12 protein-coding genes are annotated in these 13,307 nt (G+C 43.5%); 2 read left to right on the forward strand and 10 right to left on the reverse strand.

The window, feature by feature from the left end; translation table 11 throughout:
- Nucleotides 1–374: 374 nt before the first annotated feature.
- From trpE to ACFFAP_RS12545, 3 genes are all read right to left on the reverse strand, one after another.
- A complete protein-coding gene (gene trpE / locus ACFFAP_RS12535; protein WP_375511526.1) occupies nt 375–1,904 on the reverse strand; it encodes an anthranilate synthase component I in 1,530 nt (509 codons plus the stop codon).
- 91 nt (nt 1,905–1,995) lie between these two features.
- Nucleotides 1,996–2,421 carry a photosystem I reaction center subunit II PsaD gene (locus tag ACFFAP_RS12540; RefSeq protein ID WP_375511527.1) on the reverse strand — a complete coding sequence of 142 codons (426 nt, stop codon included), beginning with the start codon at nt 2,419–2,421 and terminating at the stop codon, nt 1,996–1,998.
- Nucleotides 2,422–2,683: 262 nt separating this feature from the next.
- A complete protein-coding gene (locus tag ACFFAP_RS12545) occupies nt 2,684–4,693 on the reverse strand; it encodes a DICT sensory domain-containing protein (RefSeq protein ID WP_375511528.1) in 2,010 nt (669 codons plus the stop codon).
- Nucleotides 4,694–5,741: 1,048 nt separating this feature from the next.
- On the opposite strand from ACFFAP_RS12545, the gene ACFFAP_RS12550 reads away from it, so the two are divergent.
- Nucleotides 5,742–8,033: a glycogen debranching N-terminal domain-containing protein gene (locus ACFFAP_RS12550; RefSeq protein WP_375511529.1), complete on the forward strand. Its 2,292-nt coding sequence runs from the start codon at nt 5,742–5,744 to the stop codon at nt 8,031–8,033.
- A gap of 154 nt (nt 8,034–8,187) precedes the next feature.
- Here ACFFAP_RS12550 and ACFFAP_RS12555 read toward each other — a convergent pair whose 3' ends face one another.
- The 6 genes from ACFFAP_RS12555 to ACFFAP_RS12580 all read right to left on the reverse strand — a co-directional run bounded on the left by ACFFAP_RS12555 (nt 8,188) and on the right by ACFFAP_RS12580 (nt 10,816).
- Entirely contained in the window at nt 8,188–8,697 is a 510-nt protein-coding gene (locus ACFFAP_RS12555; protein WP_375511537.1) for a DUF1877 family protein, read from the reverse strand.
- Nucleotides 8,640–8,849: a hypothetical protein gene (locus ACFFAP_RS12560; protein WP_375511530.1), complete on the reverse strand. Its 210-nt coding sequence runs from the start codon at nt 8,847–8,849 to the stop codon at nt 8,640–8,642. The genes ACFFAP_RS12555 and ACFFAP_RS12560 overlap by 58 nt, the downstream gene beginning before the upstream one ends.
- A gap of 133 nt (nt 8,850–8,982) precedes the next feature.
- A complete protein-coding gene (locus ACFFAP_RS12565; RefSeq protein ID WP_375511531.1) occupies nt 8,983–9,267 on the reverse strand; it encodes a hypothetical protein in 285 nt (94 codons plus the stop codon).
- Nucleotides 9,257–9,553: a BrnT family toxin gene (locus ACFFAP_RS12570; protein ID WP_375511532.1), complete on the reverse strand. Its 297-nt coding sequence runs from the start codon at nt 9,551–9,553 to the stop codon at nt 9,257–9,259. The genes ACFFAP_RS12565 and ACFFAP_RS12570 overlap by 11 nt, the downstream gene beginning before the upstream one ends.
- Nucleotides 9,554–9,743: 190 nt before the next feature.
- Nucleotides 9,744–10,073: a DUF2973 domain-containing protein gene (locus tag ACFFAP_RS12575; protein ID WP_375511533.1), complete on the reverse strand. Its 330-nt coding sequence runs from the start codon at nt 10,071–10,073 to the stop codon at nt 9,744–9,746.
- A gap of 425 nt (nt 10,074–10,498) precedes the next feature.
- Nucleotides 10,499–10,816, reverse strand: a complete 318-nt coding sequence (locus tag ACFFAP_RS12580; protein WP_375511534.1) for a DUF2605 domain-containing protein — start codon at nt 10,814–10,816, stop codon at nt 10,499–10,501.
- Between the two features lie 414 nt (nt 10,817–11,230).
- On the opposite strand from ACFFAP_RS12580, the gene thrS reads away from it, so the two are divergent.
- Nucleotides 11,231–13,072, forward strand: a complete 1,842-nt coding sequence (gene thrS, locus ACFFAP_RS12585) for a threonine--tRNA ligase (protein ID WP_375511538.1) — start codon at nt 11,231–11,233, stop codon at nt 13,070–13,072.
- A gap of 46 nt (nt 13,073–13,118) precedes the next feature.
- Here thrS and ACFFAP_RS12590 read toward each other — a convergent pair.
- Nucleotides 13,119–13,307, reverse strand: a 189-nt coding sequence (locus tag ACFFAP_RS12590) for a hypothetical protein (protein ID WP_375511535.1), incomplete at its 5' end; no start/stop codon positions are given.

The raw sequence follows: 13,307 nt of genomic DNA on the forward strand, positions 1-13,307 counted from the left end.
TACAGGCAGACAAGGGGCAAAATCCCATTGTTAAAGGTAGGCAAATTTCCGCCTGTACTAGTACTGTGTCAAGCTAACAATGCTTGGATTAAATAACGAACCGCTCCAGGCACGGAGAACACAGAGAGAAATATTCTAAAACTTGGTTTACTAAGCATTGTTGACTTGACAGCCTACTAGTCCCCAGCCCCCAACCGTTGTAGGGTTGGGGGAGAGGTTCTTCCAGAATTACTGAATTGGTGTACTAGTACAACAGGTCGGCGGAAATAAACCTACCATTCCAAACAGCCAGAAAGCCCAAAATTAAAGCATGGGTGACTTTTGACTTTTGACTTTTGACTTCCGCCTTCCGGTACTAGTCCCCAAGCCCGAGTTCAACGCAAACAGCGAATCGCCTCTAATAGACCTCTGGCTTTATTCAGCGTCTCTTCGTATTCTTTTTCTGGCTCAGAATCAGCCACCAAACCGGCACCGGCTTGCACGCTTACCGTATTATCATGCACTACCATTGTGCGAATTGCGATCGCAGTATTTAATTGTCCTTCAAAATCGTAATATCCATACACACCGGAATAAACACCCCGACGACTAGACTCTAACTCGTGGATAATCTCCATTGCCCGAATCTTGGGTGCGCCGCTTACCGTACCTGCTGGGAAACAAGCTTTCAATAAATCCCATGCTGTTTTACCAAGTGCTAATTTACCCACAACATTGCTAACTATGTGCATTACATGGGAGTAGCGCTCAACTACCATTAATTCATCAACTTTGACGCTACCATTTTCACAAACACGCCCCAAATCATTTCGCCCTAAATCTACAAGCATCACATGTTCGGCAACTTCTTTAGGATCTTCGAGTAAATCCTTTGCAAAAGCTGCATCTTCCTGGGTAGTTTTACCCCGTGGACGCGTCCCGGCAATTGGGCGTACTGTTGCTATTACTCCACCATCTGAATCGGTTTCGGCTTTCACCATCACTTCGGGACTGGAACCGATGATTTGCCAATTTTGGAAGTTAAAGTAAGCCATGTAAGGCGAAGGATTTATCTGGCGTAGAGAGCGATAAAGGGCAAAGGGGTCGCCTGTATATGCTGTTGATAGTCGCTGGGAAATTACTACTTGGAAGATATCGCCTGCTTTGATGTAGTCTTTAGCCTTTTGGACGCTAGCACAAAAATCAGGGCGGGTGAAATTACTATTATACTCCTCTGCTGCTTTGCTCCCTTGCTCCTCTGCTCCCCTGCTCCCTGGCGGTTTCCATTCCAATCGAGTTTTTTCTGGCGATAGAGGCAGAGATAGCTTTTCGAGCATTTGGGTGACGCGATCGCACGCTTGTTGATATGCTGCTTTGAAATCTACTTTCGGGTCACGTAAATCAGCATAAGCGATCGCCCAAATTTTCCGCTTCACCTGGTCAAAAATCAATAGGTGGTCTACCTGCATCCACAACCCATCAGGGATATTTCGCTCATCTGGTGGATAAATTGGTACACGCGGCTCAATCCAGCGAATTAATTCATAGCCCCAAAACCCAAACAAACCGCCAATTCCTGGCGGTAGCTGTGGTAACTTGACTGGGTGAAAAGGTGCTAAACATTCGGCTAAGGCTGTAAAAGGGTCGCCTGCAAAAACGACCTGCGAACCATCACGGTTTTTTTGGGTTGTGCGATCGCCCCTTGCTTCCAAAACCCACAAAGGATCGCAACCCACTAAACTATAGCGTCCCAGTTTTTCCCCACCTTCGATCGATTCCAACAAAAAGCTATAAGGCTGACCTGCACACACTTTATACCAAGCAGATACGGGCGTATCTAGGTCTGCCACCCATTCTTGATATACCGGGACGAAGTTGCCTTGTTGCGCTAGGGCCGAAAACTGCGAGAAATCCGGAAACATCATTATTTTTTAAAGGTAATTGGTAATGGGTAATGGGTAATTATTTTCTTACCAATTATCCATTACTAATTACCCATTAGCTACTAATAGCTAGTTACGGAGCGTCGTAGGTATAAACACCGCTAAACTTAAGTTTAGCGGGACTGGGGTTTTGTCCGATACGACGGTCTACATAACGCACTTTGTCACGACCTTCATTCACCTTTTCAGGGAATACACCATCAGCTGGGTGAAGTAAAGTGGTTTCTCCGTTGGGTAAAATCCGGTAAATTTTGTAATCTGTAATTTTGAGTTTCCGGAGTTGCTGACCGCCCAAAAAGATTCCATATTCTTTACGAGCTATATACAGCAGGTTTTCACCTTTTTGCATAGTAGCAGCACCACCTGTAGGCAATTCAAAAACTTGCTCTTTCGGGCTAGTCCAAGTAATAGCGTACTTTTCTTCCACTTCTGCTTTGTTTAGCAAGCCACCGGTGCTGCCACCGAATAGCGGGGTTTGTCCAGAGAGTGTTTCTGCCATAAAGTGTTCTCTCAACGTTTTTAGGGAATCCTAACACCGCAATCAGGATCATATTGCGATCGCGTCATAGACTGTAACAGTTTTTAGTCATTATTCGTTAGTCATTAGTCATTGGTCATTAGTCCTTTGTTAAAAACCAATCCCCAATCCCCAATACTTCGGCAACTCTTGGAGACGCTACGCGTTAGCGGAGCTTTCGCTTTAGCGATACGCTCAGTACAAGTCCCCAATCATCAATCCCCCAATCCCCAATCCCCAATCCCTATTTACTCTTGACTTTTGTCCGCTTTTCCTCTTGGCTACTCTGAACAATCGGTATGGTGAAGTGAAACTGACTACCTTGGTCTTTGCCAGTTGACTCTGCCCAAATTTCCCCACCCCAGCCATTAACAATTTGACGGCAAATTGCTAAACCAAGTCCAGTCCCGCCAGTGGTGCGGCGCAGCGCTCCCTCTTCTTGATAGAAGCGGTCAAAAACTATTTCTAAACGATTTGGTTCAATGCCGCGTCCAGTGTCAGCCACAGTAACCTCGACTATTTGATGGCTGTTGTAAATCGCTTTAATGGTGATTTCTCCTTGGGGTGGCGTAAATTTACAAGCGTTATCTATGAGTTTTGCCAGTACCTCTACCAGCCAATCTCCGTCTGCTCTAACCAAAGGTAGGTTTTCGGCAATTTGAGTTTTGATTTTGGGTGGCTTTTCCGTTGAGGAACGCGTGCGATTTCGGCTGAGTGATAAATCTACACACTCTTGTAAAGACAGGGATTCTGGATGCCATTCCACCCGACCGCTTTCCAAGTTGGAAAGTGTGAGGAAATCTTGTACCAGTTTTCGCATGCGTTCTGAGTCTGAAAGAGCAGTGTTGAGCATGATTTGCTGCAACTCCAAAGGCATATCCGGCTCACTAGCAAGGCTTTCCAGGCACACTTGAATGGTGGATAGGGGAGTACGCAGTTCATGTCCGGTGATGGCTATGAGGTTGCTGCGGGTGCGGTCTAGGGCTTCTAACTGCTGGTTAAGTTCTTCTAGGTTAGCGTAAGCTTCCGCTTGGATGAGAGCTGCTCCTACTTGGGTGGCGATCGCTTTTACTAAATCCAATTCCCCAGGTTGGCACTCGTGCGGTGGCATTCGGCAATAGTGCAACTCCACGATGCCCAATAATCGCCCCTGATAGAATACTGGTTCCATCAGCCAAGAACGAATGGCAAACTTTTTGGCGATCGTGGAAAGTGCTGGCGAATTGGTAACGCGAGGGTCACTCAGCGTATCACTTACACAAACCCCTTCGCCAAGTTCTACTATGCCCCGAAATAGAGTATTTTTTTGTAACTCCCAGGTTTGCCCACGAACAGATAAAATACCAGGAGTTAAAAACTCGTGTTCAATTATGGCTTGGCTATCTGTGGCTTGAGCGCGGTAAATTAGACAGCGACAAGCTTCTAGGTGTTGTCCTAATTCTTGTGCCGCCACCTGGAGAACTTCGTGAGGATCGAGCGATCGCCGAATGGCTGTGCTAATCGAGTTGACTAATCGTTCTTTTCGTGCTTGGGCAGCAATGGAACGGTAGGCTTTGTGCAATTTGTACTGACTAGCTTGCAAGTAAGTTACTAAGCGCTGCACAAAGGGATCTGTATCGATGTCACAAGCATATTCGTTGACCTGTTCTGCTCCAAAGTGGTTTCGCGGCTCGTCTATACCAAACCTCTGACGTGCCTCCTCAATTTTACTTGCCAGTTCTGGTCTGTAAACTAAAATCCTGTTTAACAGCAGTTCAGCTGCTTTGAGACTAACTCCTCTTTCCGATGTCCAAACTCCCTCAAATCTTCGCGCTGCGTCTATATCCAGATTAGGGCTTAGTTCCGGTAATTGCTTGTTTTTGGTAATAGAACCAAGGCTTTCCCGACAAACTAGACAGGTAGCATAATTGTCAGCAATCACTACCAAATGCCACTCATGGCTTAAGCCATCCGTTGGCTCAAAAGCTATCTTTTCGTAGTATTCTGAACTGTTGGCGAAATCCGTTTCCGGAGCAGCTAATACGTATATTTGGTTACTCCGCAAGGCAAGTCGTTGGTAGCGATGAGCTTCTTGACGGTAGAATCGCTCTCGCTGGAAACTAGCAATTACAAGGGGTTGTGCTAAAGTCGCAGCCAAAACTTGATCTTCCATCGCATGGGAGAGCGCCGTTAATGAAGCTTTAAAATATAGCTGGGGCCGCAAGTATGCTAGGGACTTTAGCAGATCACTCAGCACAGAAGTCGAAATGCTCATGAATTATTGTTAAACGCTCAACCTCGACAAGATCAAAAGTCACAGCTGCATTGTACAAATTCCAAGGGACTCTCAAGTTAAATAGAGAGTTTCAATATGTAAAGAACACGCTTAAGCACTTTCTGCCAAAGCAGGCGCAACACTTTGTTACCAATTAGGAGGAGTGCATACAACTTGATTTGTTGATTGACAACCTACTACGCCCAATATACATTCTTGACCGAGTTTGAAATATGCTTGCACAACCAAAATATTTCCATACTAAGTACTAAGCTTTTATTCTTTGTATATTTTAATTATTTTTTCTTGATAACCACTGATTATTGATTGATAGTCCAGGTGTAAGCAAAGTGGGCGATGTCTAAGCTGTTAAGCATTTAAGCAAGCACATTCAGGCCGCAGGGGGGCAGTTATTGCTGGGAACAAGGGAGAGGGTTTGCAGCTTTTTTTGACAATGAAAATAGTGCAACTTGTAGGCGCGATAGCTTACAACAGGCTACTTTGCTTACTGTTGATTTATGGTCACTAAATAAATTTTCTTATCCAAAAAATCATTACTGCTACATTCACATAATTTAATCAATAATTATTGATTAAAATTAATAAATTAATGAATTATCATAAATTAGTCTAATCAAATACCATAGATATTTAAAACCAAATCGTATAATAATAGAAAACAAATAACCTCAGCCCTACAAGTGGGAAAAGTGTCAATTTAGAGTTATAAAATGTAAGTCACGTCTAATGTGAATTAAGTCTTGAAACACTTGTAATTTCGTGGGTAGTCCCAAAACTAAGATTTTGGGCAAGTCTAGAAACCCTTATGCGATAAGAGGCTTTTCTAATTCACATCAGGCGTAAGTCTATAAATATCTGCTTCTACTGGTTTGAGCGCTGCTATGTTGTCAGCAGTAGTTAAGTGTTATTTTGGCTCCAATGGCTCAAGCAAGTTTTAAAAAGCGTCTTTTTTTTGAAAGTTGTGAGGGTCAGCAACCTCTACTCAGAAGACCACAAAAATATAGACCTGTACACGGAACTTTAGCTAATGACACCGGATACGCTAATCACCCAGGAAAAAATTTTCCTGGATGGAAAAACTTTTATTCCTGCCGAACAATTACCTATCCCGGAGTGGCCTTGTGTTGTGAGTGAAAGACCACAACCGACACTGACGGTTAAAGATGATGATTTATTTTTTGTGACGGATACTATCGGGAATATTTCTGGCTGTTCCCTCAACGATGGCAATTCCAGCATGGGACTGTTTTGTTGTGATACGAGATTTATCAATCGCTTGGAGTTGCAAATTGAAGGGCGATCGCCTGTACTGCTCAGTAGTACTGCTGAAAAAGGGTTTTCACTCTCCGTTTTATGTACTAACCCCAGAATCGACGAACGTCTGAAAGCCGAAACTGTGGGAATTAGCCGGGAAATGGTTCTGAACGGGGCACTATTTGAAGAAATAGAGGTATCTAACTACAGCACAACCACTGTCAATTTTGAACTAACCATCAGCTTTAATGCGGATTTTCTTGATTTATTTGAAGTCCGGGGCTATGACAGAGAAAAACGAGGTAGGCTTTTACGTCTAGTAGAACCAACGGCTGAAGAAGGAACAGTTTCTTTAGGCGATAGTGTTTCGCCTATATCCAAAGAACCACCAACTTTTAGAGAAGAATCCTTAACACTTGCCTATCAAGGTCTGGATGGCTCGGTGATGGAATCCCGTATTTTATTCCAGCATCGCCAACCAGACTATTTCAAGGGTTACACTGCGGTTTGGCAGCTAGAGTTGGCTTCTCACGAAACTCAAAAGTTGGGCTACCGGGTGAGCATGTTGAAAAACAACCAGTCTAGTTCAACCGTGAGCGCCGCCTTCACTTTAGGACAGGCGAAAGCTGCTGAGTTGATGGAGGAGCAAAACTGGGTACAGCAAATTACACGCATTAGCTCAGATAAAAGCACCTTCAATCGAGTCATTGAACGGGCCGAGCAAGATATGTATTTGTTGCGTCAGTCTTTTGGTAAGCATAAGACAGTTTCGGCTGGAGTGCCCTGGTTTTCGACACTATTTGGGCGGGATTCGCTGATTACAGCTTCTCAAGCCCTAATGTTAAACTCGCAAATCGCCAAAGAAACCCTGATATTGCTTGCGGCATACCAAGGTAAAATCGACGACGAATGGCGCGAAGAAGAACCGGGTAAGATTTTGCACGAGTTACGTTTGGGAGAAATGGCTCGTTGTCAAGAAATTCCCCATACACCCTACTACGGTACAGTTGATGCCACTCCCCTGTGGCTGATGCTGTATGCCGAACATTATGCTTGGACTCACGATCACGAACTTCTAGAGCAACTTTGGCCGAATGCTCTAGCAGCAATGGACTGGATCGATCGCAATACGAAAGAAACCAGCTACCTCAGTTACTTCCGTAAATCCAAACGCGGTCTTGTTAACCAAGGTTGGAAGGACTCTGGTGACTGTATCGTAGACCACAAGGGAGAATTAGCCAACGGCCCAATTGCCCTTTGTGAAGTGCAAGCTTACGTCTATGCTGCAAAAATGCGCCTAGCAGAAATAGCTAGGATGAAGAAGCGGCTTGATTTGGCAGATCGTTGGCAAGAAGAGGCCAGAAGTCTCAAAGTTCGTTTTAATCGAGATTTTTGGGTGGAAAACCAGGATTTTTGCGCTTTGGCTTTAGATGGAGATGGCAAGCCAGTAGACAGTATTACCTCAAACCCTGGTCATTGTCTACATTTGGGCCTCTTCACACACGAAAGAGCCTATAGTGTAGCAGAACGGTTGCGGGCACCAGATATGTTTAATGGTTGGGGCATTCGGACTCTGAGTAGTTTATCACCCGCTTATAATCCGATGGGTTATCACATTGGTTCGGTTTGGCCCCATGATAACGCTCTGATTGCAATGGGATTGCGATCGCTTGGTCTTATCGATCAAGCCCTAGAAATATTCCAAGGTTTATTCGATATGACTCAGCAGCAACCCTATCAACGTCCTCCAGAACTTTTTTGCGGCTACGAACGGAACGGTGATAATACCCCTGTGCAGTATCCAGTTGCCTGTACTCCCCAAGCTTGGGCTACTGGTAGTATTTTCCAACTCCTGCAAATGATGGTCAACTTAGTGCCTGATGCTCAAAATAACTGCTTGCGAATAATCGACCCCGCTTTGCCAGAATCGATTAATCGCTTGTCATTTCATAATTTGCGAGTCGGCCCCACCATCCTCGATTTAGAATTCGAGCGTTCTGGTACTACGACTGCTTGTCGCGTTGCAAAAAAACGAGGTAATTTACGGGTAGTTATTGAAGCTTAGAGAAATTAGGGAGTGGTGAATGGCTCACTCCCTATTTTATGATTAGTGCGATCGCTCGGCAGTATAATGGTAAAATTGAGCCGCCGCAGATAACTTTTGATCAACCCCAAGGGTTTCCTTCAATCCGTTTCAACCGAATTATTAGCTTGCGATATTACTCTTGCATTTCCCACATGAAATCAACCCCGTAAAAACAACCGAGGTAGAACAGCATACCTCTAGCTTCTTCAGCAGCTATCCTGTAGTACTCTGAAACGCACTGAAACATATACCAATAATCATCTACTTCCTCATCCCATAATGTTCTGTAAACATCTGGATTTAGCACACAAGCTTCTTTATATCTCTTAGCAAACTCTTTTTCTGAAATTTGAAGCAGCGCTTCGGAGATTTGCTGAGTTTCTGAGGGAACAAGATATTTTACAGGGCCGAAATCTTTGAAACTACCTTTTGTTCCTTCAATTGAGGTTCTGCCCATCACCGCATTGATTAGCAATCGGTTGTTTTTCTCCTTTCGGGCAATAATAAAAGGTATCTGACATTCTTCCCACGAAGATATATCCTCAGTTAACAAGTAGTGAATTGCGTGCCAATATGAATCAATCTCTAGTCTTCCAATTCTCCATTGCTCCTCACCAATAAGAGCGTCCAGGTTATCATTAATTCCTTTTTTTTTAAGTAGGCAGGCAGATGTTGGACTGCTCCTGTTTCTAAAGCTTCTTTTGCATGAAGATACAAGTCCAACACATACAAATCTTGTTTCGCTATTTCTAAAAGAGTTGCGGATATTTGCTTGAAGTTTCCCTCTATTCCCATACCTTATCTATACCAGAGTATTTCGTATATCTGCTCAAATGAGATGTTATACAATTAGAATTCAGACCTACATCTTGATGTGTGCCAGAACCTTATCTTGTTTAACTGCTGATTGCGACTAGAGAATTGAAAACTACCGCTCAGTCGCTTCGCTGAGTGCTTCACGAATTATCTCATCACTCACACCATGCCGTTTCAGGCTGGCAATCAATGTAGAAACAGTATCACCTTCAAGTCGCTCAAGATCAGATCGGAGTCCTTGTCCGATGTAAGCACGAACTAATGGTTGATAACCAGAAAACCCTAACAATGGTGCTACTCGCTTCAAATCCTCAATCACATCTTCGGGAATGCGAATTGTGATTGTTGTCATTGGACGACTTTTATCGAGCCGCTTTTTTAAGAATTCAGCTTTCATAGTATTCACGTTCCTTGCGCGTCGCTTTCCGAGCCGATATGATCCTAATCATGTCGTTTTCACGCTGAATGTAGACGACGTACAGAAGATTCCATCGTCTGTCCAAGCCAATCACAGCATCCCGCTCTTGATCATTTCGGCTTGCATCAACCACCACTAGAAACGGATCGAAGAAAGCTTCTACGGCTTGCTGAAATGTTATGCCGTCATGATTGCTAGGATTAATCCAAGCTTTCTCCTCGTTCCAAAGGAAGGTGACACCATTAAGCACGAAAAAAACATCCATACCTTATAGTCTAGGCAAGATGTATTTACGTTGTCAATACGTCTTGTTGTAAAAACTGTTAACTTACCAGCCTACCGAGGCGATCGCCTCAAATTCAAAGAATGGCAATAGAATTTTGCTAGGGTAAGGGTTAAGGATGTAAAAACAACAATAATTTACACCCAAACTCCTAACTTCTAATTCCTAACTTTTACGCTTCTTCAGAATTTTCTCTTTTTTGTCCTGGGGATGCTTCGTAAAGTGCATCGAGATGTTGACGCGCATCTTCAACGTTAATCGAACGCATTACCAAAAGTGGCTCTTTAATTAAGTTGCCCGCGTTATCTAATAACTCTGGATGGGGTACAAACTGTTTTTTTGATGAATAATAACCATAGTTGCCTTGATTATTCATTGGCGAGGAATTCGTCGGGTAAGTTCGCTCCCGATCAAAACTGAACATGATCAGGTTACGAATTAAGTTGCCAACAGCTATAAATGCAAGGATTGTAAAAGCAAGAATGTAAAGCAGGTGTAACATTGAATTTTCCTCCAGGCAGCAATTTTTAAAACTTTATTCTGATTTTGTAACGCTTTGTTTCGCCGACACTGTGACTCACAGTTAAGACGAGTATTTGACGCACTCTTTGTACGGTTACATTTATATGAAGCTATTTGTCAACCGTTATTCCACTTACGGTAGCATAGGATACATTACTTTGTTAATCCAAACAGTGTTAAGAAAGTGTTAAGAGGTTTTTACTATTTTTTTGACGGCTGATTTACCGTCTCGTGTAGACGCAAAGGGGCTAGTACCGCAAGGCAAAAGTCAATAGTCAAAAAGTTTGCTTATAGGGCAGACTTTTTGGCGATTTGGAATGGGTGGTTTATTTACGCCGGACTGTACTAATCTTGAGACATCGCTAAGTAGACTGCCAAAATTTAGCAGATGCTTCCATCTGTTGCTTAGGCTTCACGCGCTTGGCGAAAGCGCATTGCGACATTCCAACATTCTGTTACTAATTGATGCCAAGGCATTAACGTTGCCATATCAATTCCGACTTGTTTATCAGTAGCAGTAAACAGCATCTTCGCCGTATTTAGTTCATCCTGCGCTTGCTTAACCCGCAAGAGCAAGTCAGATTGCTCTTGGTGACTCATAAATGATAGTTGCTCGGTTTCGAGTAGATGACGCGATCGCGCAAACCAATGCTGAAAATCTTCCAGCAGGGGTTCTAAAACCGTTTTCAGCAAATCAGTCCCTGGTAAATTTGAGTCTGACATAAATGGGGAGGATATTTCAAACTTTCTTACTAATATTAACGTTATTTACGTTTCTTAACACTTTTTTTCTTTTTCTCATAATTCCAGGATGTAAAAATTTGTAACAAATAACACATATTATATTATATAGTCTTGTTCTAGGGTTTGTACAGTTCCTTTGGAGAGGCATCTATAGGTATAGCTGACGCTAAGTTGCAATTCATAAGATAATTTAGCGATGTCTACGACGGGCTACGCCTACGCGTGGAATCCTGAATTTGATACTCACCGAACCAATGAAAAATTTATCTTTATCCCCGATCACAAATTAAGTCAGTAGTTGGAAGATAAAGCTGAAAAAAGCAAAAATCAAAGTCGTTATAGTTGAATAAGCCTACAGATTCAAATAAATCACCTTTTGTAATCACCTCGCCAATGGTTCAGCAGTCAATGTCGCCAAATTCATCAAATCAGTCAGAACAAGTTGAAAAAATTTATTTACCGCGTACCAGCGAATCGGAGAACCTAAAAAAGATTCGCCACACTGCTTCCCATGTTATGGCAATGGCAGTACAAAAGCTGTTTCCCAAGGCGCAAGTTACAATCGGCCCTTGGATTGAAAACGGTTTTTACTACGACTTCGACAATCCAGAACCATTTAGCGAAAATGATCTCAAAGTCATCAAGAAAGAGATGGCGAAGATTATTAATCGCAAGCTGGCAGTAATTCGGGAAGAAGTCAGCCGCGAAGAAGCCGAACGCCGGATTCAGGAAATTAAGGAACCTTACAAGCTAGAAATCCTGGCAGATATCAAAGAGGAACCAATCACGATTTACCACGTGGGCAATGAATGGTGGGATTTGTGCGCGGGGCCTCATCTAGAAAATACCAGTGAATTAAACCCCAAAGCAATTGAACTAGAAAGCGTTGCTGGTGCTTATTGGCGTGGGGATGAAACTAAAGCCCAATTACAACGCATCTACGCCACCGCTTGGGAAAGCCCAGAACAACTCGCTGAATATAAGCGACGCAAAGAAGAAGCGCTGCGGCGAGATCACCGGAAACTTGGGAAAGAACTGGGATTATTTATATTTTCCGATCTAGTAGGGCCGGGTTTACCTTTGTGGACACCCAAAGGCACTCTGTTACGGAGTACTTTAGAAGACTTCCTCAAGCAAGAACAGGTAAAACGGGGTTATTTATCTGTAGTAACACCTCACATTGCCAGAGTAGATTTATTTAAAACCTCTGGACATTGGCAGAAATATAAAGAAGATATGTTCCCCTTAATGGCAGATGATCAGGAATCAGCTGCACAGGAACAGGGCTTCGTTATGAAGCCGATGAACTGCCCTTTCCATATCCAAATATATAAGAGTGAGTTACGCTCTTATCGGGAATTACCGATGCGACTGGCGGAATTTGGTACTGTTTACCGCTACGAACAATCAGGGGAATTGGGCGGTTTAACGCGGGTGCGCGGTTTTACTGTGGATGATTCTCACTTGTTCGTCACCCCAGAACAGCTAGATAGCGAATTCCTCAATGTGGTGGATTTGATTTTGTCGGTGTTCAATAAGCTGCAACTGAAGAACTTTAAAGCTAGACTCAGTTTCCGCGATCCTGCTAGTGATAAGTACATCGGTTCTGATGAAGTTTGGGACAAAGCCGAAGGTGCAATTCGCCGTGCAGTTGAAACCTTGGGGATGGAACACTTTGAAGGGATTGGAGAAGCGGCTTTTTATGGGCCAAAACTTGACTTTATCTTTAGTGATGCCCTAGATCGGGAGTGGCAATTAGGAACTGTGCAGGTTGATTACAATTTGCCAGAACGCTTTGAGTTGGAATACGTCGCCGAAGATGGTGTTCGCAAACGTCCAGTGATGATTCACCGTGCGCCTTTTGGTTCACTGGAACGGTTGATTGGGATTTTAATTGAAGAGTATGCAGGCGATTTTCCTTTGTGGTTAGCGCCAGTGCAAGCTAGATTACTCCCAGTGGGTGATACACAGCTAGACTTTGCTAAAGATGTGGTAACGAAGATGAGAGCGTTAGGCATCCGTGCAGAAGTTGATACCAGTGGCGATCGCTTGGGTAAACAGATTCGCAATGCAGAGAAAGAAAAAATACCTGTGATGGCTGTGGTGGGAGCTAAGGAAGTCGAAACCAACACCTTGAGTATCCGTACCCGCGCCTCTGGGGAATTGGGAGCTATCCCTGTTGATGAGGTGGTAGACAAAATGAAGGATGCGATCGCTAAGTTCGAGAATTTCTAAAATCTAACCGCAGACGCACACTAATCATAATTGGTGTGCGTTTTGTTTAATAGGGCACTGAGGCTGATTGTGATCCGATACATCGCCTAGCTGGTAGTTTTGGCAAAGGTGCGATGTCTACGACGAGCTTCTCTACGAGACGCACTCGCGTTCGCTTACGTAACGTATTTAAGATCAAAAACTCATTAATGGAGTTCAAAGACTCATTAATGGAGTTCAAAGACTCATTCACGAG

Source organism: uncultured Nostoc sp. (genome assembly GCF_964245575.1).
Lineage (GTDB): Bacteria > Cyanobacteriota > Cyanobacteriia > Cyanobacteriales > Nostocaceae > Nostoc.

Excerpts from the sequence above, each read along its gene's own strand:
- ACFFAP_RS12565 (WP_375511531.1), bottom strand. The coding sequence starts at position 9,267 with ATGAAAGCTGAATTCTTAAAAAAGCGGCTCGATAAAAGTCGTCCAATG.
- trpE (WP_375511526.1), bottom strand. The coding sequence starts at position 1,904 with ATGATGTTTCCGGATTTCTCGCAGTTTTCGGCCCTAGCGCAACAAGGC.
- ACFFAP_RS12545 (WP_375511528.1), bottom strand. The coding sequence starts at position 4,693 with ATGAGCATTTCGACTTCTGTGCTGAGTGATCTGCTAAAGTCCCTAGCA.
- thrS (WP_375511538.1), top strand. The coding sequence starts at position 11,231 with ATGGTTCAGCAGTCAATGTCGCCAAATTCATCAAATCAGTCAGAACAA.
- ACFFAP_RS12540 (WP_375511527.1), bottom strand. The coding sequence starts at position 2,421 with ATGGCAGAAACACTCTCTGGACAAACCCCGCTATTCGGTGGCAGCACC.
- ACFFAP_RS12570 (WP_375511532.1), bottom strand. The coding sequence starts at position 9,553 with ATGGATGTTTTTTTCGTGCTTAATGGTGTCACCTTCCTTTGGAACGAG.
- ACFFAP_RS12560 (WP_375511530.1), bottom strand. The coding sequence starts at position 8,849 with ATGGGAATAGAGGGAAACTTCAAGCAAATATCCGCAACTCTTTTAGAA.
- ACFFAP_RS12575 (WP_375511533.1), bottom strand. The coding sequence starts at position 10,073 with ATGTTACACCTGCTTTACATTCTTGCTTTTACAATCCTTGCATTTATA.
- ACFFAP_RS12550 (WP_375511529.1), top strand. The coding sequence starts at position 5,742 with ATGACACCGGATACGCTAATCACCCAGGAAAAAATTTTCCTGGATGGA.
- ACFFAP_RS12580 (WP_375511534.1), bottom strand. The coding sequence starts at position 10,816 with ATGTCAGACTCAAATTTACCAGGGACTGATTTGCTGAAAACGGTTTTA.